This window comes from Lewinella sp. (assembly GCF_050633125.1).
In the GTDB taxonomy this organism is placed as follows: domain Bacteria; phylum Bacteroidota; class Bacteroidia; order Chitinophagales; family Saprospiraceae; genus Lewinella.
This window is the reverse complement of sequence record NZ_JBOEFX010000012.1, coordinates 1-26,708: the sequence shown is the minus strand read 5'-3', so window position 1 is coordinate 26,708 and position 26,708 is coordinate 1. Positions and strand designations below refer to the sequence as shown.

The window sequence follows — 26,708 nt, the reverse complement described above, 5'->3', positions numbered from 1 at the left end:
ATTTTTAAAAAATCACCATAATGGGAAATTCCTACCTTTTCAAATATATACCCTCACTGTTACTGGTTTGCACAATCATGCTGACCAATGCCTGTAGCAATGACGAGGACATCATTTTTGATGACAGTTTACAAATTCTTTCGCAAAAGATCGACGGGGAAGCCGCCATTAATGGCGTAGACGGCATTACTCAAAACCCCAGCATTGAGATCATTTTTTCACATACGCTCAAAACATCAGAAGTTACTTCCGCATTAAGCTTATCCAGCAGTGGTGGGGCGGTAGCTTTTGATGCGGCCTACAGCAATACCAACTCCACGCTCACCCTTACGCCCAGCACGGCCTTGGATTATGAGACGACCTATACGCTCGCATTACCCGCAGGCATTTACGGCGAAGACAGTAACTCCCTCAAGGAAAGCTATTCCCTGACCTTCACGACTGCACCGTTTATTCCGATCAACGTTAGTTTGGCAAGTAATGTCGGTGCTATGAGTGAAACCGACGGAACTGCAATTATTTCGATTAACCTGAGCGAAGAAGCGGAATCAGGTGTAACCGTAGAGCTGCGATTTGACGGCACCGCTACCCTAGGCACTGACTATACAACCAATGCCAGCCTTTTTGTAATAGCCACTGGCCAAACAACCACCGAAGTGGTACTTACCGCAATAACAGACGGAGTGTTAGAAGGAACTGAAACTATTGAAGTGAGTATCGCTACTGTCGACAATGCCGAAGAACTTACGCCTCAGCTTGTGACCATTACCCTCTTGGACGCCGACCTAGACAGTAATGGAGACGGATTTCCCGACCAGGGCTTTATCATCAACGAAGTGCTATTTGATCCACCCGGCGGCGACCCAGGCGACGCTAATGGCGACGGTACCCGTAGTGCTTCCGAAGATGAGTTCATAGAGTTTGTTAACGATTCAGACCAGGAGATTGACCTTAGCGGTTATACCTTATATGATGCAACCAATCTGGCAAGTGGCGAACCTAACCACACCTTCCCGGACGGTACTGTTATACCAGCTGGTGGCGTCTATGTACTCTTTGGTGGCGGGTCTCCATCAGGTGACTTTGGCAACGCACTGGTGGGCGTAAGCACCAGTGGCAACATGAACCTCACTAATGGTGACGATGTAATTACCCTTCAGGATGCTGATGGCAACACTGTCCTTACTTTTGACACACAGGGCGAAGGCGCAGGGATTGACTTTGGTGCCGATCAGTCGGTCACCCGTTCGCCAGACATCAATGGTGATTTCACTTTGCATACGACGGCAAATGCGGCGCTGCTGTTCTCTCCCGGCAAGCAAGCCGACGGAACGAACCTGGGTACAGAAGGAGATACACCAGGCCTGGGCTTCCGCATCAATGAAGTCTTGTTTGATCCACCAGCAGACCTTCCTGGCGATGCCAATGGCGACGGTGTAAGAAGTGCTTCTGAGGATGAATTTATTGAATTCGTCAACGATTCAAACTTGCCCGTTGACCTTAGTGGCTTCACCCTTTTTGATGCTACCAACCTCGATTTGAATGAACCACGGCACACCTTCCCTGCCGGCACCATTATTCCTCCAGGAGGAGTTTATGTGCTCTTCGGTGGTGGTATACCAAGCGGTGGATTTGGGGGTGCTCAGGTGGGGGTTTCTACGACTGGCAACATGAACCTCTCCAATGGCGACGATGTCATTACTATTCTAGATTTACTGGGGGAAGTCTTCCTTACCTTTGATACGCAAGGAGAAGGCGCAGGTATTGATTTCGGAGCCGACCAATCGGTGAGTCGTTCGCCGGATATCAGCGGCGATTTCATGCTGCACACAACTGCAAACCCAGCCTTGCTGTTTTCTCCTGGGACGAAGACGGATGGATCTTCTTTCTAAGGTGAGTTGCCATTGTTGATTACCTAAAAGCAATCTTTCAACCAGGCACCCTCACGGCACAAGGTATTTGGTACAGGGTAGAAGGACTTCGATTATCGTAAATTTTAGATGCTACTACCTCCCAAACACCTCAATATAGTCTGCCAACCCAAAGTTGGTAAATTGGCAAACTATATGAAAAGTTTAAACAACAACTATCGAGATGGACGTGTTTGGGGTTTGTGCCCAAATGCGTCCATCGGGGTTTCTACCAATTTCATCAAACTGTTAAGCAGAATATAATGACTACTCCCTTCTCTAAATACCACTTCCTGGGACTAATACTGATTTTCAGTGTCCTCTTACAAAGCAGTTGTGACAAAGAAGAAATGACCGTCCCGAATTTATCGGTACTCAACATCACGGCCAACGGCATTCCGCTGGTAGACGGAACGATCAACGTAGCTACAGACGCCACCTTTGAAATCAGTTTTTCCAGTGCGGTGACACCTACAAAATTTGCGGCTGCTTTTTCACTGAGCAGTGCATCAGGAGTGGTGAACAACCTAGACATCAACTATACCAATGCTTCCTCAAAAGCGATTATTAGCACAACACTTGCCTCATCTACCACTTACGAGTTAAAAGTAAATACTTCGGCTTTGGGCCAAAACGAAGAGGCTCTCGCTCAGCCGCTGGTACGCAACTTTACCACGCGTGATGGAGGCGTCATCACCACTTTACCACCTTGTATTACGGCCAGTGATGATTGCCTAGGCAGCAAAATCATCAATGGCCCTGGCGGGCAATCAGGAACGTTTACTTTTTATAATAGTTACCCACTGGATTTGGCCAACGCCCGTTGGGAGGCACTCACTAGTGCTGTAATTGTCGTACACGGCCTCAACAGGGATGCCGACAATTACTTCTCTTACATGATGAGCAGCTTACGCCAGGAAGATTTTGATGACAAAAGCATTCTGATTGCTCCTTACTTCAAGAATGCCTCAGCGGCTCAAAATGGAGAAATCTATTGGTCAGATTCCGGTTGGCGCGAAGGCCAAAATTCGGATGGGGCCGTTAATATCAGTTCCTTTACAGTAATTGATCAAATCATTGATCAACTTGCAGACCAGGATCGCTTTCCGGTGTTGGAGACCATCATTATTGCCGGGCACTCTTCGGGTGCATTATTTACCCAAGCCTATGCAGCCGCCAATACGAGCGAAAACACTTATCCAGAGCTAAACTTTCGCTACGTTGTGGCCAATAGCCAGTACTTCTACTATCCGGATGATCTGCGTTATGATCAAGGGACAGGTGAATTTGTAGCCGTAAGTGGCTGCGCAGCCTATAATCGGTGGCCCCTTGGTTTTGTTTCTCCTCCGCCCTACCTGAGCACTGTACCTGAAACGACGGTTGACCAACAGGTCGTCGAACGAAAGATTAGCTATTTCCTAGGCGACCAGGATGTAGTCACTACAGGTAGCCTCAACACCAGCGATTGTGAAGCCGTTTTGCTGGGCGAAAATCGTTTCCGCCGCGGAGAAAACATCTTTTTACTCATGGAAACCAATTACGCGGCTACGCATCAATCGGAGAAGATCGTCGTACCCGGCATTGGTCATAATAGTGAGGGAATGTTTCAATCTCCACTTTTTTTAAGTTGGTTACGGGACAAGATTTGAGAACTTAATCCTCAATCAAATACACATCCTTATTCGTGAGGCTAAAGATCCCGTAGCCATTGGGGATGTTGCTGTGTACCGTCACCGGTTCTGCGAAGGGGTTGTCTATCGCGTTTTGGTATTGCTCATACGAACGGGCATACAGAAAGGCGTCTTCCGTAAGTTGGTAAAGGTGAACTTCTAAACCAACCCCTTCACCAATGCTGTAGTACGTGTAACAACGCGCCTGGTACTCGCCGCCAGAGAAACTTTCATCATTAAAAATCAAGCTGTAGCGTGATCCGTAAGAAAGCAAAGGGTCATTGGTGTCGATACCAACTTTACTGCGGTAAACATTCGTCGTATCTCCCGTCAAAGGATCTACTTCATAGTAAAGTTCAAACAGATCCAGGCCATAAAAATTGGTCTTTCCTGGTTCTTGATCTATGACATCTACGATCAACTCATCCACCCTGTAGCCTTCCGGATCAATGGTTCCTTCTACCTCGTAAGTGGCGTTTTTAACTTTGGGGATGACTGGCATTTCCTGACTAACTTGCACCAGTTCGAAACCAGGAATATTGGCTTCCAGGAGATAAGTATCGCCAGCCTGACTGGGAAAAGGATCGCTTAAGCCCGCCAAATAACGCTGATCAAATTCTGAAAAATCGAAAGTCGCAAAAACATCCCCATTGCGGTAAAGCGTGACCGTAGCATCAGGGGGTAGCTCGTAGGTGCTTTCAGGGTCAAGTATCCCTTTGCTATTGGTCACCAATGTATTGAGTATACCCTCCTGCCCTGCTTCAACCTGGAGGTTAAGTACTGGCCGAGGATCATGTTCTGGCACATCGATGGCTACAACTTGGGAGAAAGAATCTCCATCGCAACTATTGAGAAATAGCGCCAAGGCGGCTATTGTAAAAAGGTAGCTTATATTTTTCATCTTCTAAAATTTAAACTGGTAAGAAACAGATGGAATAATGGGCAGAATGCTGATTTCCTTAAACACTCGCTTTTCATCAATGATATTGCCTTGCGCATCACGCACATACTGCGTATCAGCAATAACGTAGTAGGGGTTGCGGTGGTAATAAGCATTGTAAACACCAATGACCCATTTGCGCTCCCATTTAGGCTTTTGCTTACGAAACTCAACGCTGAGGTCCAGCCGGTGAAAATCACTCATGCGGAAGGCATTTTTTTCGCCACCCGTTTCAATCTCACTGAAGAAAGGAGATCCACCACCGCCACCACCGTAAACATTATTGGGATAAGTGATCGTATTCAGCGTAATGGCATTGCCTGTTCCGTAAACCCAAGCCGCTGAAATACCAATTTTTTCTGAAAAATCATGGTTCACTACGACAGAAACATCATGGCGACGATCATAACGGAACGGGAATTTCCGACCGCTATTGATTTCATCGAATTGGCGGTAATTCCAGCTCAGCGTGTATCCGATCCATCCTGTGGTACGGCCACGTTTCTTTTGAAAGAAAAGCTCTAGCCCGTAAGACTCGCCGTCGCCCTGTGTCACTTTACTTTGCCAATCATTTTCGAGGCCAAACAAGAAACTCGCGCCTTCTTTAAAGGAGATCACGTTTTGCATTTCTTTGTAGTAGCCCTCTACACTCAGTTCATAGTCTTCGTTAATGGTTTTGGCTACGCCTAAAGCGACCTGCCAGCTTTGTTGCGGTTTTATTTTTGCCGTACTGGGCACCCACAAATCCGAAGGCAGGGAAAGCGCTTCGCTGGTGAGCAGGTTAATGTATTGGGTCATGGTACTAAAGCCTGCCTTGATGGCCAAATCATTGTCTAGCAGATAGCGAAGTCCCACACGCGGCTGTATGGAAGTATAAAACTCGTCTTCTACCGCAAAAGCTGAAGCGTGAATACCTGCGTTGATTTTCAGCGGGCCCAACGTGAAATCATCTTCGACATAAAGGAACAACTCGTTGCTGTAGCTATTTTGTGAACCGATCAGCGTATCCAGGTTAAAATCCTCGCCATCTGTCAACTCAAAATTGAGGGCACCCGGGCGGTAGGTATGGTTGGTCCAACCCGCACCAAAACGGAGGTAATGATTGGGGTTGGGAATAAAATCAAAGTCGATTTTACCACCAATATCTTCGATACCTGAAACGTAGAGGGCTGAAAATTTATCATCAGGGCCATTCTCATTGAAGTTTTCGCTCCCTGCGCTGATATCGATCTCATACTTGCTGTAAGTAAGCGTGGTATTGGCGAACATTTTAGGGCTTATTTGCCAGTTCCAACGAGCCGCAGAAATCAGGTTTCCCCAGTCGATACCACCAGAGAACGCGCCATATTCGTCAGCATAGCGATTGGTAAACACATCCGCACCTGTGTAGGCACTGAGGAATACCCGGTGTTTGTCGTTGATTTTGTGCTGTATCTTGGCATTGAGGTCGTAGAAATAGAGCCCCACATCAATCGTCTCATCCGGAGGCGTATTGGCTTTAATAATGGGTTTGAATATCAAATCGGCATAAGTGCGTCGGCCTGAGATCAGGAAGCTTGTTTTTCCTTTTTGGATAGGCCCCTGGAGGGTAAGTTTCGAGGAAATAAGGCCAATAGACCCTTCGCCATGCCATTCTTGCAGGTTGCCTTCCTTCATATTTATTTCCAGTACACTGGACAAGCGCCCGCCATAACGAGCTGGAAAACCGCCTTTGGTAAGCGTGACATTCTTGATGGCATCCGCGTTAAATACCGAGAAAATCCCCAGCAGGTGACTCACATTGTAAACCGGCACACCGTCCAGCAACACCAGGTTTTGGTCAGGGCTTCCACCGCGGACATAGAGGCCATTTTGTCCCTCACCGCCAGATTGCACTCCGGGCAGAAGCTGCAAAGCTTTGAGGACATCGACCTCGCCGAGGAGGGCCGGGATTCGTTTAATCTGTTCAATTGGCACCTCTACCCTACTCATCTGGGTTCGTTCTTCAATGCGATCACCACGTTCGGCGGTTACCTCCACGGTGGCCAGTTCTACGTAAGGCGACAAACTGATATTGAGGGTGCGGTTTTCCGAAAGGACAAAGCGTTCTTCCTGGCTTTGATAACCGATATAACTAAAAGAAAGGCCCACAGAATCGGCTGGCAAGGTGAGGCTAAAAAAGCCATACGTATTGGTAACGGCACCAGCCCCGGAGAAGCTGTCGTAGACATTGGCAGCGATGAGCTTTTCGCCAGTCGCTTCGTCCTCCAGGTAGCCGCTAATGGTATAAGACTGGCCCCTCGCAAAAAAGGAAAGCAGAAGGGCAAGCCCCGTCAAGTAGCGTGTAGGCATAAAAAAGGTTTTAGTTTTAATGAGTAATTGTCTATTTCCAATTTTTACCCAACAGAGTTGGTTTTATGGAAAATTCCCAGGATTTTTGAGTATTTAGATAAGTACGCAATAAATCCACCCCTGCATAGACGGAGGAAAAGACCCCACCGTTTGTCTTAACGCAAATTTTAACGCAATGATAACAAGCTGGAAAAACCTAAGCTTACTGAGCTATCTACTTCTCGCCTTAATGACGGCCAGTTGTCAGTCTTCGTCAAACACAGACTCCAACAACGAAGGGTTTCAGGATCTTAATGTTGCTGAGTTTAAGCAAAAGATGGAGACAAGGGGCGTTGTAGTTCTCGATGTCCGCACACCAGAGGAAACAGCCGAAGGGATGATTACCGGTGCGCAAGAACTTGATTTTCGTGCGCCCGATTTCCAAGAACAGCTTGGAAAACTTGATCCTGACAAAACCTACCTGGTTTATTGCCGCAGTGGAGGGCGTAGCTCTTCTGCTTGCAGCATGATGGAAGGGATGGGCTTTAAGAGTGTCTACAACCTGGTAGGTGGCTATCAGGGGTGGAGTGCAGAAAATTAGCGAATGTTCAAATTTAAGTGTTCGCGCAAAGCCGCAGAGCCCGCAGAGATTTTTTATTGCGGTTATCAAGTAGATACATTTTGACTATTTTTAGTCAGACACACCTCTTTTAGCACCCTCAATTCGTAACCATGCCCACTGTATCCGCCGTAGAACGCCAACGCGACATTTACCTTCAGGGCCTTAGCGGTCAGATGCCATTGGTACCTAGTGACCCACTGGCCCTGGAACGAGCTGCCCAAAAGTGCATGAGCCCCGAAGCTTACGCCTACGTAGCTGGCGGTGCCGGTCGCGAGCTGACAGTGCAACGCAACCGGGAGGCCTTCAAAAAATGGCATATTCAGCCACGGATGTTGCGTGATGTGAGTTCCTTTGACACCAGCATTGAGCTATTTGGCCGACGTTTACCCGCTCCTATTCTACTGGCCCCTGTGGGTGTGCTTGATCTTTGTCACCGAGAGGCAGACTTGGCCGTAGGGCGGGCTACTGCTCAATTAGGCTTGCCCTTCATCTTCAGTAATCAGGCTAGCGTGCCGATGGAGGAGGTGAGCAAAGTGATGGGCGCTGGACCACGCTTCTTTCAGTTGTATTGGAGCAAATCTTACGACTTGGTGGCCAGCTTGGTACAACGCGCAGAAGCCAGCGGTTGCGAAGCCATTGTGGTCACACTAGATACCACGATGCTAGGTTGGCGTTTGCGAGATTTGGACATGGCCTATTTACCTTTTTTACGAGGCAAGGGGATTGCCCAGTATACCAGTGATCCTGTTTTTCAACAAATGCTGGACATGCCGGAAGAAGAAGGACTGGTTTCGCCAAAGCGGCGGATTACCTTGAAGACATTGCAGGCCGTTTATCAATTGATGAACAATTACCCTGGTAGTTTTTTCGGCAACTTACGTTCCGGACGGCCATTGCGGGCTGTTCGACAGTTTATCAACCTTTACACCAAGCCTTCGCTAAACTGGGACGATCTGCCTTTCTTGCGGGAGCATACCAAGCTACCCATCATCCTGAAAGGCATTCACCATCCGGAGGATGCCCGCCGCGCAATGGATGCCGGGGTGGACGGACTCATCATCAGTAACCACGGTGGCCGCCAGGTAGATGGTGCCGTGAGTACCATTGAGATGATGCCTGCCATTAAGCAGGTCGTAGGTGATCATTTTCCCTTGCTGCTTGACAGTGGGGTGCGAACGGGTGCCGATGTGTTTAAAGCCCTGGCGCTTGGGGCCAATGCCGTTTGTATTGGTCGCCCTTACACCTACGGTCTGGCCATTGCCGGTGAAGCTGGTGTAAGTACCGTTCTGCAAAACCTGTGGGCTGACTTTGAGCTGACTATGCGGCTGAGTGGCTGTGCAAGGGTGGAGGATGTTAGGAAGTCGAAAATCGGAAGTGGGAAATCGGAAGTAACGCGTAGCCATTAGGGCAATCTAATACTTCCGAATGCTGACTTCCCACTTCCACTTTGAAAAGGTTTGGGGGTTTGATGGTTTGGGGGTTGTTTTGACGATCAATTTTCATCTACAGGTATCAAGGCTTTAAAGAAGCTGTCCCCTTCAAATTCAACGCGAGGGTCTTTGATATCGACGAGTTCGTCTAGTTCATAGATATTGCGGTAACCGTAGCCATAGAGATTTATGTAGGTGGGGACATTTAGTGCGAGGGAAATGGGTCTTCGCTCGGCCAAAAAACGTCTATCTCCGGCCCTGCCGGGTACGAAATTCTTAGTCGGAAAAAGTATCTCATCACCAGAGAAATTATTGTTACAATAGATCAATATGGTGGTGCTCGTATCAGGAATTAGCCTCCTGAGTGTTGCCTGGGTAAATTCGGTGAATGGTAGATTTATGGCTCCTTTCAAGTGTTTAGCCAAGTACTTGTCTCGGGAACGCGTATCTAACACAACGGTATTCGTATCCTGCTGTAACGCTAAAAATTGATCCAGGCTGACCAATCGTTCTGACCTGATGCTTTCTACTTCTGCCACCAGTTCTTTAAAATCATCATAACTCACCTTGGCTTTAGGGTAGGTGGTGGTGCGCTCTGTGTTCTGGGTAGTTTGCCCGATGCATGGTGCGGTGATCAGAACAAAAAACAGGGCCAGGGTTATTTTTGGAATATTCATTTTTTTTGTTTTTAACGCTCAGACAGAAGGCCTACTTAAAGAAGATCAAGCGCGGTACTAATAACACTTTTTCTACCCCAAAACACCTCGGAGAGGTGGAATATTGGTAGAAAAGATAAACAAATAACGAAACGACCTCGGATGAGGTCGCACATGATAAATATCGCCCTCTATTTTGATTCTTCCTAACGAGCCCTCCAATTCGTATTGATATTCGACCTCATCCGAGGTCGTTTTAACTCCAACAAACATGGTTTTACCAATATTTGACCTCTACTGAGGTCAAGACACATAAATGTGTCCCAAATCGTAGGGCTTCAGCCCAAGCCACTAAGTCAGCGCGAAAGGCGGAGCCTGTAGCTCGGGGGCCGGAGGCCGCAAGGACCAAGGATAGGAGCTTGCGGATAGCCTGGCGCCCCTGGGTACCAGTGGGCGGGGCCCAAAAAAGTCTTGCTAATGACCCCCGTAATTCTTCTCTCCGGCCAGAATGGTTATTGGCAAGGTATTTTCGACACGCGGCAGCAAGCAGGTCGCAAATTCGGTGAAAGCACAGGGTGGATTGTAGGCTTTGTTGAAATCGATGATGGTGCGGCCATCTGCTCCAGCGCGTGAACAATAAAGGTAGCGACCGCCACCATAGGTTGTTTCGCCCGTCGTTTTATCGGCAAAAATCAGGAACAGGTCATTGGGGCCACCATCCAGAGCTGTTAGTTCATGCAGGCGGTCGTCGAGGGTGAAGCGTAGCTTTCCGACCACGGGCACATAATATTCCATGTCCAGCACATTGCGCATCAGTACGGAATCGGGGCCATTACTGGGTTCCCAGGCAGCGTAAACGCGATAAGCAGGGTTGATGGGGAAATATTCGATAGGTGCCAGCCTGATTCTGGAAGGGAGTAAAGTATCTCGGATACGTACGCCATGCCGACCTCCCCGCTCCAGGAGCTGCCACTGTAAGGATTGGTATTCCAACTGGCAGTTATTAGCCGACAGCATGGTTACGCCTGCTGAAGTGTTGGGGTCGCAGCTCACCTGCCCATCATTCAAAGTATAAGTGACAGCTACTGCCGGAGCATTGCCGGGCAAAGGCACCCGGACGCCCTCTTTGCTCCCACATTCATTTACGCCTTCCTGCAACCAGTGCAAACCAATAAGGCTCAGCCAGCCGGTGGGGGCTAACAAACCGGCCATTCTTGCTGAGCGCCATTCTTCGATTTGCTGGGTATAATTATCAGGCAGTGGAGGCTGCACCAACTGCTGGGTTTTACACGACCAAGAATTGATGAGGAGAAGAGACAGTAGTAAGAGGAAGGTTTTGTGGATCACCGGTTATTGGTTTTAGCGTGCCAGTAAACATACACTTTACCCCAATGATTTCAAAACACCTACTGCATTGTTAATACGTTAACAGGCATTCACCACCTCCGGTTTGATGAGCCGGAAAGCAAAGTCAAGCAATAGTTCCTCTACCTGGCTAAGGTCGCCGTTTTCCACCTCAACGTCTGTCAGGCGAGGGAGGTGTTCGGCAAAGTAGGTGTGGTCTTTGGCCATTTCTAAGAGGGTACTCGCCAGTGCACGTGGGTAAGAAAAACCGGGATTGATTTCGGTAATAAAGCCCCCAATTTTAGCCGCCAGGGACTTGTATGTAGCAAAGAAGCCTTCTTTGTTTTCCTGATCTACTGATTTGCTGTGGTAGCCTTTTACGCCTTCGGCAACCACTACTTTGTGGAGGATGTCTTCGTCTACAAACTCAATCGTTGCGTTACGCTTAGCGGTATTGACGATCGTAGCAATAGCGATACGTAGTTTCTGGCATGGATCTTCGATATTATTGGTATTAAAATCCAGCTGAAACTTTGTCCACTCCCAGTACCAACACAGCAAATAGACCAACAGGAGGTGCTTGTTTTCAAAATATCGGTATACGGAAGCTTCTGTGGATTCAATCCTTTCCGCCAGTTTCTTGAATGTAAATTGTTCAAAACCGATATCATCAATTAACAAAATACTATAGCGAATAATATTCCGACCAAGTTTAGTATCCTGTGGGTCTCGGAGAAATAATTTCTCGTTCAACTGCATCTGTATTCTAATCGCCATGTTGTCTCTTTTTGGCGGGAGTGACCGCCTCTCGCAGTATCCCTATCCACAAAAATAGCTTCACTTTACTTTTTGTAAAGCATTTAGCCCAAAGACTTGTTCAACTTTTTTTAAACTTCGTCAACTTCATCGCTTATTCTAATAGAATCAGCGAGCTGGTCAGCTATAATATTATTAAGTGTTTGATCATCCTTCATGATTTCAATTAACCACGCGGAACAAGTGCGAAAACTCTTAAAGAGGTACTTTTCATCAATCAATCCGGGGATAAGGTTGATTCGCTTAAACATATCTAATGGTTGCCCGTGTAACCCTGTAAATACAACAGCAATCCCCTGGTTATGAAGCTCCATTACCGCTTCTTCCATTGCGTATAGGCCGGACTGATCCACATAGGGTACCCTTTGCATACGCATAATGACAATAGACACATTGGGCAATGCTTGTACCATCTCCTGAAAACGACTGGCAAAACCAAAGAAAAGAGGTCCATCCAAGTGCTTTATATACACACGATCGCCATATTCCTCAATCAATTCTGCATCATCGTCCCAAGCTTGTTCCCTCGAGAAATCACGTAAAGAAGAAGAAGCCGTTTGTGTTTTATGTTCAACTACATCGGAAATGCTCTTCATAAATAACAGTGCAGCCAATACCATACCAACACCGACCGCCGTAAGCAAGTCAACAAAAACGGTCAATAATAATACTACTACCATTATTATCGTATCAGGTAATGGTAGTGTTTTGATGTGACGTAACGCTTTGTAATCTATGATTCCTACGCCTACTGTAAATAATATTCCTGCCAAAACTGCATTGGGCACATAAGATACCACTGGGCCTACTCCCAGCAAAACTGCCAGCAGAAAAACGCCTGCAATCATTCCAGAAAGCTTGGTCTTACCACCAGAATCTACATTGATAACCGTCCGCATCGTAGCTCCCGCACCAGGAAGTCCACCAATCAAAGCAGCCCCCATATTACCGATTCCTTGCCCGATCAACTCCTGATCACTATCGTGCTTGGTTTTGGTAATATTGTCCGCCACTACTGATGTGAGCAGCGAATCGATAGCCCCCAATGCCGCTAGGGTAAGGGCGAATTTAAAAATCGTGCCGAGCATCCCTAAATTCCCAAATGCTCCTAAAAAGCCAAGCTGCAAGGAAGGTAAGCCCGACTCCACTTCGCCAATTACAGGTACTTGCCCTGGGAAAAAGAAATAGACGACCAGTGTCATCAATATCAGTGCAACTAATGACGATGGTACCGCTTTGGTTATTCGTTTAAACCCATAAATAATCACAATAGTACACAGCCCTACTATAAAGTTTATCCAGTTGATTCCATTAGGAATTTTGAAGGGGCGGCTTAGGTATTGAATGGTGCCTACTGTGCCACTAGCTTCTCTCTTGGCCTGCTTCACTGCCTCAGTGCGAATGTCCTCCACACTTACCTCTTGCGCTCGACGGGTCGTTTCCTCCAGATCCTCCTTGCTCATCACTCCACTAAGTACGCCTTCAGCTTCTTCTTCCTGTAAGATTTTCTCCAGAATAATCTCTTCCGCATGAGGTAAACGTTGCTCAACGAGCTGCAGGTCTTGTGTAGGATTGTAACCTATCAACGGAAAAATCTGCGTGATGATAATGATTACTCCAATACCACTCATAAACCCCGAAACCACAGGATAGGGTATATAACGGATATAGCGCCCCAATCGAATGACACCGAAAAGAACCTCCAAAGCTCCTGCCAAAAAGAACGTAGCTATGATCAGTGGCATCGCCTCTGCTACCGACGTAGCACCTGACTCAGTGATACAACTTGCGATTACCGCCGCCGACACAACCGTCATTGGAGCAGTAGGGCCACTTACCTGGGTCGCTGTGCCGCCAAAAAACGCTGCCAAAACAGCCAAGGCTATCGCACCATAGAGACCTGCAATAGCCCCCAATTCTGTTTGGGCACCAAAAGCCAATGCCAGAGGTAATGCGACAATACCCGCAGTAAGGCCACCAAAGAAGTCGCCACGGATATTAGAGAAATCGAGTTTAAAAATTTTTGATATTGCCAAGAGGAATATTTTTATAGTAAAACTATTCCCATTATAACACATTTAACTCAAAGAAAAGTTCGACTTTCAAAAAAAACCTCACTTAAAGTCCTTAAAAGAAGTGATTTACTGATTTTCAGTACTTATTACAGAGAAAATGACTCAATACGTTTTTTTTCTTCTGATCCACCATTCGACCAATAATAGATTTGGTACCCAGCCTAGCCAGGCTACCAATCGGTAGGTATCCATCGGTGGCGGCGCCCAAACCAACACAACCAACCACTTCCAGGATCGTAATGTCACGGCAGAAAGCGTCAGTGCAAAACTTCGCCACATAAAGTCTTGATGTGCTTTTAGTTGGCCTTTAATAATGCTTCGCCAGGCCTGCCAGGTAAACCACCACCATAACACGGCTAGCGTGGTAAAAGCCAACTGCGACCACACGCCCCCATTTGCTTTAATAGCCAACAATAAGCCTGCTGGCCCAGAAAGAAAAAGCAGCACAAAAACGTACAGTTTACCCGCACCCCGATGTACGCCGGGATACCGTTTTAGTAGTTCGCCACTAAACTGTGTAAAGCCCGCAAGCAGCAGTAAAATACTCGTAAACACATGCACATAGAAAGCCACCTTCCACCACGAGATATGTATCACCGACTGCTTGATCCGTAAAAATGCTACCCGATCATCAAACCCGAGGTAGGGCCAACTGAGCAAGGCCATCCGGTAGGTAAAGAAGAGTAAAATAGCAAGGAGGAGGTATTTTCCTCCTCTAAGAAGAGTCCTATTTTTATTATTGGCCATTGTTTGTTTTAGCTATTTCGGGCGTCCCCCTTTCTCTGCGTTACAGGGGCGCTACGTTACAGGGCTCTCTGTTCGTTCGGCCAGCTCTCCCGATTAAATCGGATCGCTGTCTGGCACTGTTGTCACCGTGCCACCCTTTCACATCGCTTACGCAATTTAGCTCCTTCAAAAAAGGGGCATATCCGTTAAATTAATGCGGTAGCTCACAATTTTCAAAGCATAGCGCATATATTTACGATTTAACAACCCGCTTTATTCGTAAAACCAGCAAAACGCCCACCATCATGACCCTAAGAATTCTATTCGCATTACTGTGCCTCGCCCTACTTTCCTGCGGAGGCCCTTCTAATCCACCTGCGGATACAACTGCTACTGCGCCACAGACAGAATCAGCCGCACCCGAGGCGACCCGTCCGGCTAAAGAACGACCCAGTAATTCTGCTTCCGCTCATTTTGCCAGCAATGTCCAAGCCATCGGGCCTGCCATGACGGCCAACCAGGAGCTTATGCAGAAAGACCTACAGCAACTAGGGCAAGCCATTACCAACAACGAGTTTCTGGGCTATTACACCGGCACCTTTGGCCCCAACCAAATCACACTTATTCTTGCTGAACAGCAAGGACAGGAACTCCGAGGCTACAGTGTATGTGCAGGCAACTATCGCCCACTCACTGGCCGCATCACCGAACAAAAGTCAGGAGAATATTACGTCTGTGAACTCGCCGAACCCGGAAATGATCCCTATGATGGCACCTTCACCTTTACCATCTATCCGGCCAAGCAGCAACTTCAAGGCGAGTGGAAGCCCTTCCGTGCTAAAGGCAACACGGCGCGTACCTACACACTGACAACCAAGAACTTCCGCTACCAGCCCACTGTTGGCGAGTGGCCGGAAGCTTCCCAACGACTACTGACCGAAGAAGATGTATGGAATTACAACTCGGATGAACTACGCCTCATGCGCAACGAGATTTACGCGCGCCACGGGTACAGTTTTAAGATAAAAGATATGCGCTATTACTTTGAAGAACAGGATTGGTATATGCCTGTGACAACAGATATCCGTCGGGAGCTTACCACCACTGAAATTGCAAACATTGAGCTGATCTACGAATACGAGACGTACTACGATGAGTATTATGATGAATTTGGACGGTAGGGTTTCGGACCACCAAAGGACATCAATGATTTTTAACACATAGACATAGAGATTTATAATCCCCTAACCCCATCTATATGACTATGTGATAAAAACCAAGTACTCTTCATCACATAGACACATAGTTTTTCTTTAATACCACACTTATGTGGTGAAAGACCTCCTGCCTTTAAAACAAGCCACGCCAGCCTTTGGGGCGTTCGCGCTGTACGCGGTAGTATTCGTAATTGAGAGCACCGAAGTGGCTAGCGAAATCAGCATCTTGGGTACTGGTATTAAAGTCTAGCGACTGGGGTTTATTGGCTTGTTGGCGAATCATCAAGTCGTAGAGATAGGCTTTGGCAAAAACTTTGCTACCGGCGGCGGTTTCTACAGGAGCGAGACTCATAACACGGCCGTGGCTATAGATAAAAAACTCAGCGGCCAGCACTTCCTGTTCGCGGTTCATGATGCCGGAGGCAAAACCCCAGCCACGGTGGAGGATATTGTACATGATCCGCTGGAGGCCATGAAACTCAGGCTCCGTGAGGTTACCTTTCATCTTGCGAAACAATTCTGCTATCTTCTCGGGCTTGATGCTTGAAACAGGATAGAGGTCGGCTTCTCTAGCGGTCTCTAATTGGTCGATTAAGGTTTGGGAATAGCGTTCGCGGAGTACCTCGTAGGCATCAGACAAAGGGAGAAAATAATTACTCGTCTCTTCCGTCACCCAACCAGCATCCCTGGGTTGGCTAAACGCATCCAGCTGTAAATCTACTTGCTTGTACTCCTCTGGCAAGGCAGCCCAAAAGGCCTCATTGCGCTTAGTTGATGGAGGATTGACACTGTAGATCGCTAATTCTCGCACAAGCGGTGGCTGCACCAAACCTTGCTGCCCCCAATTCATATCTTTATAAGTCAAAGGCATCACCGATTCGTAATCGCCCTCTACCAGGCCGTCCCATTGACGGGCCATCGCATCCAAGTACCACATGTAACCAAAGACGTTACCGTTGGTAGCATAGTGAACACAACTGTTCCATTTGGTTTTATCAATCTCTTCGCGAGGTATCCGGCGAATCTCCATAATTATTCATTTTCATCCTTCATAACACTCAAACACCGTTCAGGTTTTGAAGTCTACTCAACAATAGCTTAAACGCAGCAAAACTTCAAACTCTAAGTCTACGTGATGGAACACGGATTAAACGGATCAGACGGATCAACGCAGATTTTCCAAAAAAAGAAGGCCGTGATAATCCGTGTTCCATCCTGTCTAACAAGATAGAACACGGATCAAGCGGGTTTAACAAGATTGACACGGTTTTTTATGACAACCAAGTTGAAAGGCATCTGTAAGATTCTTTCCAACAGCTATGCTGTATTACAATCCATAATCCACTCCAAGATAAAAGTACCTCGGCAAAGCCGGATAGAAATACCTTGGTAAATTACTACCAAATCCACTGGCGTTGACTTGTACCATTCCGGCGTAAGCCTGATCGAAAATATTATTACAACCTGCGTATATTTTCAGTCCACGTCCCAGGTTAGGAAAATCATGGGACAGTCGAGTATGTACCACCGAAAAGCCATCTGCCGAAGTCGTATTGGCATCGTCCACCCATTGTTTAGCAGCAACATCCAAGCTGAGGGAAGCGCCCCAACGGTTGGCTTTCCAGCTAAAGTCGCTGCGCCAGCGGTGCGGATGCACGCCGGGGATATCGTTGCCGGAGTAATCGCCATCTAATTCCTGAAAATCTCGAAATCGGTAATCCGCCAAAGTATAATTGGTTTTAAAATGCAGGAAATGATCATTCAGCCACCAACCTTTGGCAAGACGAAACTCGATGCCTTGGTGCCGCGCCGAACCGCCATTAAAAAACAGTACTCGCCCTATCCCATCCTGTCGCTGTACCAGCGCATCTTCCAAATCCATTTGAAACGCGGTGATTTCCAGGTAAAAATTATTGGCATACCATTTCACGCCAACTTCCCGGTTCCAGCCCGTAGCAGGGCTTAACGGTTCACCATTCAGGAAGGAGTTTTCGATGGATGAAGAAGGATCGGGTTGAGAGATGCCCCTATTTACACGGGCGTGCATACTCCAACGTTTATCCGCTGGCTGATAAAAGACACTCAGGCTAGGCAGAAAAACAGGGTCAAAATTAAACTCACGATCCAGATTAACCGCTTGCCAACTGTACAAGGTCTGGCGGAGGTTTCCCTCTACCACGGTCTTCCAATTGTTTCCCCAAAGGGCCGTCCACTGGCTGAAAGCAAAATAATAGAAGCGGTTTTCATTTTGGGAACCGAGTTCATCGCCCTTGGCACCGCCATCGAGTACCTGGAAAGTCGTGATATCGTAATTTTCCAAAAACAACTCGCCCCCGACCTGAAAACTGCCTTTGAGGGCAGGAGCATCGCGAAAGATAAAATTGGTACGTAGGCCATATTGATAGCTGTCTTCGTTGATGATATCGAAAGGGCGCACCTCATCATTGGTACGTCGACCACCGAAAACCGACGAGCGATTGATCAATCTGCCCAGTCCTTTTAGGCTACCGATTTCATGGGTATGTTGTAGTCCCAGCAGGTAGGTCAATTGATCTTCACGTCCATTGACGGATGCCCAATTGAAGGCCGCAGCCGTAGGCTTTTCAGCAAAGTCATTGGCATTAAGAGAGCTAGGAATTTCCGCTTGCAACTGCCGCAGATGTACCAAATACAGGGTTTCATTGGTATAGTTGCTCACTCGCCCAATGATCGTCCCCGAAACTCTTTCATAATCATTATTGTCCCGATAGCCGTCGCTGGCGCTACGTACAACGCTGAGATCTTGCTCCCATTTTCCTGCTCTATTGTGTAAATTCACCCATTCGCGGTTGCGTCCAAAGTCACCGGCGGAGACGCCAAAGCTCGTTGCCCAATTGAGTAAATTCCATTGCTTGCTCACCAGCTGGATACTCCCACCCAAGTTGGCCCCCAGCGCGGCGGGGGCAGGGCCGGTTTGCACGTAAGCCATCTCCAAAAAGCCGCTTTCGATATCCTCAAGGACACTCTCTCCTGCACCGTTGGTAAGCGGTATATCATTCCAGTAGAGACGTACTTGATCCGTAGCAAAAGGCGTCCGAGCACCAATGCCACGCAAGCTCAGCCGTTGGGTATTGAGTGCACCCTGCTGAATCTGCACTCCAGGTAAGCCATCAAAAGCGCGAGCAATATTAATGGCATCCTCTCCCCATAGCGCATCTTGCTCCAGACGCTGCACCGTCGGCGAGTACAGTTCATCATAGTTGATTTTGGCACGTACAATTATTGGATTAATAGGAGCAACATCAGAAGATAACGCTATCGTACTGTTTTCCTGAATACTTCCTACCGTAAGCCTCTGCGAAACAAATCCGAGATACTTAACGTCTACTTCAGCACGCGTATTTGCAGGTACTTCCCAGCTAAAATTACCGTCAATATCCGTTACAACACCTTGCTGAGTATCCTTGACCAACACCAAAGTCGCAAAAGGCAAGGCCTCTCCTGTTTCATACTCTATCACCTTTCCCTCCAACAAGATTACCGAATCTTCTTGTCCTTGAAGGGTGATCAAGATCATTGTTCCGAAAATCGGTAACAGTATTAAACGAAGGTACCTTTGCATGCGTTATTATTGCGCAGAAAATAAATAGCGATTTCTTTAGCCTTCCAAATAGTTGATACACTTAAAGTGAACCATTTTAGTCAACTACTTGGAAACTAACCACGTAGTAGCGGCGTAGCCAAATTGCATTTATTTTCGTGCTGTTCTTAATTCTATTCAAGAGGGCCATTCTGGCTAAGCTAATAAAAAACAAAGATAAGATGACCAAACAGTTTAAGACCAATATCAACTGTAGCAACTGTGTGCGCTCCGTGACTAATTTCCTCAATGAAGTGCCAGGTATAGAAAAATGGACCGTTGACACGGATAATCCTGAGAAAATCCTGACCGTCGAAGGGCAAGCCACCAGCGAAGCGATCATCGAGGCGATAGATGACGCTGGGTTTGATATAGAGGAGAAAGTGGGGGGAACCATATAAGATTAAGGACATATAAGTTTTTTCTTATAATCTCTTAAATGACCTTACATGGTTCAAAATCATAAGCTACACTACCCCAATTTCACCACCCGCTTCGTCTGTATTTGCTGCCCAATTTGCAGGCGCACGAAGTAGGCACCGGACGGTTGCTTGCTCATATCTACTTCCATTCGGTGCCTGCCAGGCGGTAGTGTTCGAGCCGCCAACTGACGGACTACCGCCCCAACGGCATCAAATAACGTAATGCGAACATGCTCCCGCTGGCACTGAAAGCTCAGTGTGAAACCTGCCTGGCAAGGATTGGGAAACGTCCCTACGTTCAAGCCGGGAACGTCCTGCTCTTCGGCACTCACCACCGATTCACAGTTGTTTAAAATAGGCAGATAGGTAAAGTCGTCATACAGCAAATTGCGCACCTGGCTTTCCTCTACCTCAAACCAGTCGAGCAGGATAGAGCCGTAGACATCGCGAAAATCATACTGCATCGGGATACCTTCTGAATTACCGATCTGACCATCAATTTCAGGATTTTCGCCCAAAACCTGAGGGTTCACACAGGCACCAAAAAGCATCAGCGGTGCAGCTGTTCCGTGGTCAGTACCAAAGCTGGCATTGGAACGAATCCGGCGGCCAAACTCACTAAAAGTCATACTCAGCACGCGGTCTTCCAAGCCTAGATTGGCCAGATCCAATTGAAACGAAGTCATAGCCTGTGATACCGCTTTGAGCAGTTGTGCATGCTCACCACCCAGTGGGCCGTCTTCCAACACCTGATTTGCATGGGTATCAAAACCACCCATACTTACCACAAAGACCTTGGTTTGTATTCCTCCACTGATGAGTAAGGCCACATTTTTTAGCTGCCGAGCTAAACGGCTCGTTTCTGGATACACCACCGTATTTGCGCCCAAATTAGCCGCCTCGGTAATCACCTCTCCATAGGCGTTGGTCTGCGCGATGGAATGCCGCAAAAAGGACAACTCATCACCGTAGGGCGTATCGGGTAAAGCGCCTCCTTCCCCTTCCAGCAGTGGATTCAATGAGAATGGATCAAAGACTGTCAGGCTGTAGTTGGCCGCCCAACCTTGGCAGGTTTCGGATACATTGCCGCCCATTGTGATGGCAAAAGGATGCGGATTTTCTTCGTTGGGGTAACCTTCCGGGTAACCATCAAAATAACTATCGAGGTAGCGGCCCAGCCAGCCTGTCGACCACGTTTCTTCGGCTCCCGAGCCCGAATTCCAGATATCCATACTCCGAAAATGGCTGCGATTTTGGTTGGGGTAACCCACCGCTTGCACTACGCCGGCCTTGCCTTCTTCGTAAAGTGAGCGCAAGACACTCAGCCCCGGATGTACGCCTACTGTATCGGTGAGCGACAACACATTCTGCTCTGGAATCATAATATTGCCCCGCACTTGGGCCAGCCCCGCATATTGGTCGAGCGGGATAATCGTATTCAAGCCATCATTGCCACCAATGAGCTGAATCAACACCAAAACTTTATCATTATCAGGATTAACATTGCTAAACAAAGCCGACTTGGCCATTGTCTGCAAAGGCATGCCATTCAGAAAAAAAGGCAAGCTGGCAGCAGTACCCGCTGCCGCTGTTTGAAGGAAATTTCTCCTTTTCATTTTGTAGATAGTTTTTAGGATAAATGAAACTCCGCCATATTAAACAGCCCCACGAATAAATCTTGGAGCTTGCTTTCTACCGCTTGGCGAATGGTTTCATCATCCGGACTTCCGAGGTAGTTGCCGTACTCTAGCGTCCATTCAAAATCGGGCAGACCGGGGATCAAAATTTCCTTGAGTGCCGTCAGTTGACTAGGTTCCAGAGGCTGGGGCAATAGCAACGTGGCTATTTCAGCGATCATCACGTTGGGCTCCAGCGGGTCTTCCAGAGTAGCGATAAACGCCAGTGGGTCCATTCTCAAGGTTACCTCTCCTGGTGTGTAGCCATTGACAACCAGGTTGCGAACGTAGCCGCTGCGTTGTTGCAAGCTGATGGAGTTGATCCAATTGCGGTAAAACAAGGGTTGCTGATAATAAGCCTTCCAGCCCGCTACTTCTGGTATGTCGTAGTAGGCCATATCCATCCTATCCGTCAATTCATGCAGCTGCTGCCAGAGCACGTACTGTTCTTGCCATTCTTCCGGAAAGGCTACGCCACACTGCCGAATCGGGCCGAGCACAAACTGGATGGGATGCTTGATCATTGGCCCCTGATTGAGAATGCTGTAGAAGTGGTTGCTGCACAGCAAGACCTGCAAAACCGGAGCGATCTCGTAATCATTGTCGATCAGCATCTGCGCCAAAGGCAAGATGACCTGCGCCTCCGTCATTTCATCAATCTTGTAGTACACAAACCAGCGGTAAAGCTTGCGGCAGATATGCCGAGCCACCTCGGCTTGCGCAAAGATGATGTCGATAAGGTGAGCATATTCCTCCTCGCCCAAATCGGTAATGACTGTCCCGCCAAAACGCGCAGAAAGCTGCTTGGGCAGCACATCATGGAGTTCAGGCTGAAAAACGGCAGTCAACTCCTCTTCCGGGTCGGTGGTTTGGTAAGCCGTATCCGTCCAGCCGGTGAGTACGCGCGCCATCGCTTCTACATCTTGCTCGGTGAAGGTGGTATAATCACCGGGGCCAGCAAACGGGCCTTTCCCTACCGTGTACAATTCCAGTAGCTCGCGAGCATAATTTTCGTTGGGCGACCCTGCTTCATTTTGGTTGCCGTTCAGGAAACGTAACATGCAAGGGTCGATGGTGATGTCTTTGCACAGTTGCCGAAAATTGCCCCAGGCCTGGCCTCTTATCGTCGTGATATAGCGGTACCAAAAGCGCGGATCATTAACGGAATTATTGATCGCAAAGTGATTGTGCCAAAACAAACACAACTGCTCCCGGATCGATATTTCTTCGTTCAGCAGCAATCCTATTGTCCAGGCTTGCAGGCTGCGGCTGCGGTTGGGCAGCACGTTGCCTTCCTCAGGCAAGGGCGTATCTATCCAGCTTTCTTCCGGTAGCACATTGGGGTCGTCACCTTCCTCTGTATCATAATAGCGGGGTGGTTCCGGCAAGGGCAAATCGGTAAACAATTGGAGGATGGTAGCATCCAGCCCCTGGTCCTGGGCTTGTTGAAGGGTGGCTTTATTGGGACCAAAGGTAGTCCGGCGTAGCAGGTGAGCAGCCTGAGCTTGCTCCCAAACGCCAGTGTATGGCTCCAAATCCGTCGTGACGGCAGAAAAAGTGTTGATCGTTGAATGCTGCTGACGCCCCCTGCGGCCAGCTAGCGCGGTATTACGATCCATGGGCAATGGTTTTTACGGGACAAGCAGGGGAGATTGCTTATCCACTCGTTTTTGGGAAAATGCGTGAGCTATGCTTTTATGTATTACCTAAAAGTAATGCGTCTCCTATGCATACCTCACCGTACTGGGTATTTCGTACAGGGTATAAGGGCTTTGATAAACCTAGCGTGGTGTTACCAAGTACTATATACCTTTTACCTAGTAAAGTGAGATTTTACTTCGTAGCTGCTTCGCGATGATACGGCTTACGTTGCTGCTAATAAGACGTTAAAACAAATCTCACGCAATAGTTGCTAATCGGTGGTACCGACCAGGATCGTTCAGTGGGAAAAAAGAATAACTGTGGGGTAGTTTTCTGCCTACGAAGGCAAAACAAAGCTTGGGTTGTGAAGAATTCAGCAAGGGCAGCTGATTCGGGAGGATAACGTCAATGGGTTGGCGTTTCGTATTACGATCTGGAATAATTTGTGTGTTTTCTTTAAATTAACGAATATATTAAATATTGTATGTGGCTAGCCTGACGTATATCAAAAGAATTATTGTACTTGGGCTTAACTGATAATGCAAACTATTCTACAATAGCAGAAAAAATATTACTGTATTCTAAAGGCTATGGAAGTTTCTTTTCGATAACCCTATACTTCTTGATCTCGTCGGTTCTTTTTTGGCAAACTCGGAGATAAGGGAGTTAAATGACTTATATACCCTACTAATTGAATCACTGAACTTGTAATAGCTGTTTTTCCATGCTTATCTTCTTGCTCAATTTCAGGTCTATTTTCACCATGTCGCAAAGCAATTGGTCCTAGGTTAACAGATTGGTATTCATCTTTTTTTAATTGTTCAATCTTTTCTTTCTCAAATGCTCCTATAACCTTTGTCTTAGCTGTAATTAGTAGGCTTGTTATAATAAGTGGCAGTACCCCCCGATTGTTTTTAAGTTTACCATTACTGAAATATGTTCTGCCTACCCCATTTATTTTCCAATCTTTCCGTTTTAGAAGGTCAAAATCTAACCACGGCCGCTCTAAATCTAATTTAAACAAGTGCATTGTAACTTTTTGCAAATTATTTTCTTCAGAAGAATTAGACGCCAATATAGGGCGCCCTCTATCATCTAGAGTAACCCAATTTAGGCCACCGCCCTCCATTGTCAAAAATGCATTTTCTGACTCCTCATCTTTTTCCAATGTGATCTCTGTTAAATTACTGGAATCCTGAATCAAGTCAGTCCAACTCTGAGGCACTGCATTGATTAAATACCAATCCTGAGGCACACCTCCCATTCCTTGAAGCTTTGCTACTCCAAACTTATTTTGAGCATTACTGATCATTCTAGTCGTAAATTCATTTTCTGACCATGCAGAATTTACCAGTAAATCCCATTGGGACATTAAGCTTCCATTACTATCTGTAAAAGTCGGCTTGAGTTGAGGTATGGGGTCAGATAACTCGAATAATTTGTAGGCCGCTTGATAGCCTCCTCCTGGATTCGAAGAAGAATGTGCATCTGCATAATCTTCAAGCTCTATTATTTTGGGGATGGTATTAAACTGTACAAAAGTTTCAACTCTTTGAACAGGACCAGCAGAGCGTTCACTAGCATCCATAGCCATGCCTCTAGGCCTAGGCTCATTTTCCTTATTTTGTTTGGTGACCAAGAGTTGATCAGAAACTTGGTTGCTAAAAGCCTTAATGAAATCCATAAGCAAAAATGTTCATGAGACACTAATTAAAACAACTAACCCTCTATTAATAAATTTCTTAAAGAGAGTTAGTTGTTTTTTAAATCCATTTAGCCTATTTAGGTGAAGACGGCGTTAGGCGGCTCACCCAACCAATGATTTGCATTCCGGGTATTTTTATTTCCCCATTCTGAAAATCAGCGTTGAATGCAGAAGAACCACTCTTATGATCGTAGGAAGCAGTTCCAGTGGCGAACGGCCCGTAGCTAACAGAAGCTTTACCCGAAACTGCCCGACTGATGATTTCCTTATCTTCATGACTCCAATCTGCTTTTATCCTAATATCTTTTGCCACAATAAAGGCCACAGGATACATTGGAATATACCCACCTGCGTTACTGGAGTCTATCTTTCCATTAGATATGGAGCCTTTATCAGGAGAAATATTATTAGACCAATTACCTAATCTAAAAATAGACTCGGAAAACCAAGGGCGAATAATATCCACTTTGGCAATATTTGCAGTAATCTCTACACTATTCTTATCGGTACTGCTATTTTCCTTTTCAAATTTACCCTCTGCACTAGCTTTCACTTTCCAGAGACCATAATTAACACCTCCTCCAACAGAAAAGCTATTGCTGCTATAGCTAGAACGTTTTTTGGTATCACTGCCACTGATTTTCAATTCGGTAAAATTAGGCCCGCCTTCTGCCCAGTTAGAAGGCACAGCATAAGTAGTATAGTAATCGCCAAGATCTGCATTATCAATCTGCTTCGACTTTTTCAAGGCATCCTGCGCACGAGTCAAAGCTTTGCGAATACCAGAATTGGTCGTTGTTCTAAGAATTTCAAGCGCACGCTCCACATGTTTTCCATTTCCTGCCACTAAATCATCTTGTGCACCACTGATCGCGTTACTCAACATCATGGAGTTTACCTGCCATTGACGCTCAGCATCTTTAATCGCTTTTTCATCACCAGAATCTAAAACCTCAAGATAACTATTATATGCCGCAGTATAGGCCATAGTCGCATCGGTATACTTGCGAAGGTTTGCTTTGTACTTTTGGTATGCAGGGCTAAGGTCTGGTTCTGGTTCTGCATCCTCATCAAATGGGTCTTTTACTAAAACATTGAGAAAATCGAAAGCCTTGTCGTACATTTTCTCGGCCTTAGGGTCAGTCTCAGCAGTTGAATTTGCCCCTTCTAATACATTCGCATAATGCTCACTGAGTTTGGCGCCGCTATTTTCCCACTCCAGCGACATAGGAGATACTTTGTCAACTAGTAGAGAAAATTGAGCAGTAGATCTACGACTACCTTGTGGATTTGAGGGGGTACGTGCATCATCAAAGTCCTCTGGATTGATTGCTCCATTTTTCATAAAATGGATGAAAGTTTCCTCCGCCGTAAAGGGGTTTTTACTTGCAGCCCCTGTAGTAGGTGTGTAGGTGATCGCATCAAATAGCCGATCATAGATACTCTCTAGGAGTTGTTTTTCCTGTTCAGGTGTCATATTTTAATATTTTAGACATTATAAATAACCCAATCATATATAATATACAATTGACCAAATTTCAATCAAAACAAATATAATTCAACCATTTTCGGCAAAACAGACAAAAACACTGCCANNCCCCGGTAAAACAGACAAAAACACCGGTAAAACGGACACCCTCAAAATATTACACTGTTATGCGTTTATCGCCGTAGATATTCTTTGGGGCAAACCCCAAAAAAAGACAGAAAATTATTCCGAAAAGAATCGACGTCCTTATATCCTACCTCGCGTGCTACCTGGGTGATCGTTTTGTATTTGCGATTAAAAATCAATTGTTGAGCATGATGCAAACGCACTTGCCGCACAAATTGACTTGGGCCGACACCTAATAGCTGTTTCACTCGCCGCCGCATCTGCCGCTCACTAATAGCAAGATCATAAGCCAGTTGCTTAACGGTATACTTATT

At 46.8% G+C, this 26,708-nt stretch carries 20 protein-coding genes; 6 read left to right on the top strand and 14 right to left on the bottom strand.

Going from position 1 to position 26,708, the window contains the following annotated elements; all coding sequences use genetic code 11:
* The first annotated feature begins 20 nt into the window (after nucleotides 1-20).
* Entirely contained in the window at nucleotides 21-1,892 is a 1,872-nt protein-coding gene (locus ACRBG0_RS02635) for a lamin tail domain-containing protein (RefSeq protein WP_431485376.1), read from the top strand.
* A gap of 281 nt (nucleotides 1,893-2,173) precedes the next feature.
* Complete coding sequence (locus ACRBG0_RS02630; RefSeq protein WP_431485375.1) at nucleotides 2,174-3,559, top strand: Ig-like domain-containing protein; 1,386 nt, start codon at nucleotides 2,174-2,176, stop codon at nucleotides 3,557-3,559.
* Nucleotides 3,560-3,563: 4 nt separating this feature from the next.
* Here the strand turns inward: ACRBG0_RS02630 and ACRBG0_RS02625 are convergent, their stop codons facing one another.
* Both ACRBG0_RS02625 and ACRBG0_RS02620 read right to left on the bottom strand, forming a co-directional pair.
* Nucleotides 3,564-4,481: a DUF4249 domain-containing protein gene (locus tag ACRBG0_RS02625; protein ID WP_431485374.1), complete on the bottom strand. Its 918-nt coding sequence runs from the start codon at nucleotides 4,479-4,481 to the stop codon at nucleotides 3,564-3,566.
* Between the two features lie 3 nt (nucleotides 4,482-4,484).
* Nucleotides 4,485-6,851 (bottom strand): TonB-dependent receptor, encoded by a 2,367-nt coding sequence (locus tag ACRBG0_RS02620; RefSeq protein WP_431485373.1) that lies wholly within the window; start codon nucleotides 6,849-6,851, stop codon nucleotides 4,485-4,487.
* A 175-nt stretch (nucleotides 6,852-7,026) separates the two neighbouring features.
* Between ACRBG0_RS02620 and ACRBG0_RS02615 the strand changes: the two genes are divergently transcribed.
* Together ACRBG0_RS02615 and ACRBG0_RS02610 are read left to right on the top strand one after the other, a co-directional pair.
* Entirely contained in the window at nucleotides 7,027-7,431 is a 405-nt protein-coding gene (locus ACRBG0_RS02615; RefSeq protein WP_431485372.1) for a rhodanese-like domain-containing protein, read from the top strand.
* A gap of 131 nt (nucleotides 7,432-7,562) precedes the next feature.
* The gene (locus tag ACRBG0_RS02610) at nucleotides 7,563-8,858 is read left to right on the top strand and encodes a lactate 2-monooxygenase (protein WP_431485371.1); all 1,296 of its coding nucleotides are present in this window, start codon (nucleotides 7,563-7,565) and stop codon (nucleotides 8,856-8,858) included.
* Nucleotides 8,859-8,944: 86 nt separating this feature from the next.
* Here the strand turns inward: ACRBG0_RS02610 and ACRBG0_RS02605 are convergent, their stop codons facing one another.
* The 5 genes from ACRBG0_RS02605 to ACRBG0_RS02585 all read right to left on the bottom strand — a co-directional run bounded on the left by ACRBG0_RS02605 (nucleotide 8,945) and on the right by ACRBG0_RS02585 (nucleotide 14,520).
* The gene (locus tag ACRBG0_RS02605) at nucleotides 8,945-9,559 is read right to left on the bottom strand and encodes a rhodanese-like domain-containing protein (protein WP_431485370.1); all 615 of its coding nucleotides are present in this window, start codon (nucleotides 9,557-9,559) and stop codon (nucleotides 8,945-8,947) included.
* Between the two features lie 453 nt (nucleotides 9,560-10,012).
* Complete coding sequence (locus tag ACRBG0_RS02600) at nucleotides 10,013-10,885, bottom strand: DUF1684 domain-containing protein (RefSeq protein ID WP_431485369.1); 873 nt, start codon at nucleotides 10,883-10,885, stop codon at nucleotides 10,013-10,015.
* Between the two features lie 78 nt (nucleotides 10,886-10,963).
* On the bottom strand, nucleotides 10,964-11,659 hold the full coding sequence (locus ACRBG0_RS02595) for a TetR/AcrR family transcriptional regulator (protein WP_431485368.1): 696 nt from the start codon (nucleotides 11,657-11,659) through the stop codon (nucleotides 10,964-10,966).
* Nucleotides 11,660-11,769: 110 nt separating this feature from the next.
* Nucleotides 11,770-13,734, bottom strand: coding sequence for a SulP family inorganic anion transporter (locus ACRBG0_RS02590; protein ID WP_431485367.1), 1,965 nt, complete (start codon nucleotides 13,732-13,734; stop codon nucleotides 11,770-11,772).
* Nucleotides 13,735-13,875: 141 nt separating this feature from the next.
* Nucleotides 13,876-14,520, bottom strand: a complete 645-nt coding sequence (locus tag ACRBG0_RS02585) for a DUF2306 domain-containing protein (RefSeq protein WP_431485366.1) — start codon at nucleotides 14,518-14,520, stop codon at nucleotides 13,876-13,878.
* A 284-nt stretch (nucleotides 14,521-14,804) separates the two neighbouring features.
* Here ACRBG0_RS02585 and ACRBG0_RS02580 point away from each other — a divergent pair, with 284 nt between their 5' ends.
* Complete coding sequence (locus ACRBG0_RS02580; protein WP_431485365.1) at nucleotides 14,805-15,680, top strand: YARHG domain-containing protein; 876 nt, start codon at nucleotides 14,805-14,807, stop codon at nucleotides 15,678-15,680.
* Nucleotides 15,681-15,849: 169 nt separating this feature from the next.
* Here ACRBG0_RS02580 and ACRBG0_RS02575 read toward each other — a convergent pair whose 3' ends face one another.
* Both ACRBG0_RS02575 and ACRBG0_RS02570 read right to left on the bottom strand, forming a co-directional pair.
* Nucleotides 15,850-16,746 (bottom strand): hypothetical protein, encoded by an 897-nt coding sequence (locus ACRBG0_RS02575; RefSeq protein WP_431485364.1) that lies wholly within the window; start codon nucleotides 16,744-16,746, stop codon nucleotides 15,850-15,852.
* A gap of 297 nt (nucleotides 16,747-17,043) precedes the next feature.
* Nucleotides 17,044-19,317, bottom strand: a complete 2,274-nt coding sequence (locus ACRBG0_RS02570; protein ID WP_431485363.1) for a TonB-dependent receptor domain-containing protein — start codon at nucleotides 19,315-19,317, stop codon at nucleotides 17,044-17,046.
* Nucleotides 19,318-19,517: 200 nt separating this feature from the next.
* Here ACRBG0_RS02570 and ACRBG0_RS02565 point away from each other — a divergent pair, with 200 nt between their 5' ends.
* A complete protein-coding gene (locus ACRBG0_RS02565) occupies nucleotides 19,518-19,736 on the top strand; it encodes a heavy-metal-associated domain-containing protein (protein ID WP_431485362.1) in 219 nt (72 codons plus the stop codon).
* 71 nt (nucleotides 19,737-19,807) lie between these two features.
* On the opposite strand, the gene ACRBG0_RS02560 is transcribed toward ACRBG0_RS02565, so the two are convergent.
* The 5 genes from ACRBG0_RS02560 to ACRBG0_RS02540 all read right to left on the bottom strand — a co-directional run.
* On the bottom strand, nucleotides 19,808-21,373 hold the full coding sequence (locus ACRBG0_RS02560) for a DUF1501 domain-containing protein (RefSeq protein ID WP_431485361.1): 1,566 nt from the start codon (nucleotides 21,371-21,373) through the stop codon (nucleotides 19,808-19,810).
* A gap of 14 nt (nucleotides 21,374-21,387) precedes the next feature.
* Entirely contained in the window at nucleotides 21,388-23,052 is a 1,665-nt protein-coding gene (locus tag ACRBG0_RS02555) for a DUF1800 domain-containing protein (protein WP_431485360.1), read from the bottom strand.
* Nucleotides 23,053-23,687: 635 nt separating this feature from the next.
* A complete protein-coding gene (locus ACRBG0_RS02550; RefSeq protein ID WP_431485359.1) occupies nucleotides 23,688-24,758 on the bottom strand; it encodes a hypothetical protein in 1,071 nt (356 codons plus the stop codon).
* A gap of 94 nt (nucleotides 24,759-24,852) precedes the next feature.
* Nucleotides 24,853-26,256, bottom strand: coding sequence for a hypothetical protein (locus ACRBG0_RS02545; RefSeq protein WP_431485358.1), 1,404 nt, complete (start codon nucleotides 26,254-26,256; stop codon nucleotides 24,853-24,855).
* 185 nt (nucleotides 26,257-26,441) lie between these two features.
* Nucleotides 26,442-26,708 (bottom strand): helix-turn-helix domain-containing protein (locus ACRBG0_RS02540; protein ID WP_431485357.1); only part of this gene is annotated, 267 nt, incomplete at its 5' end.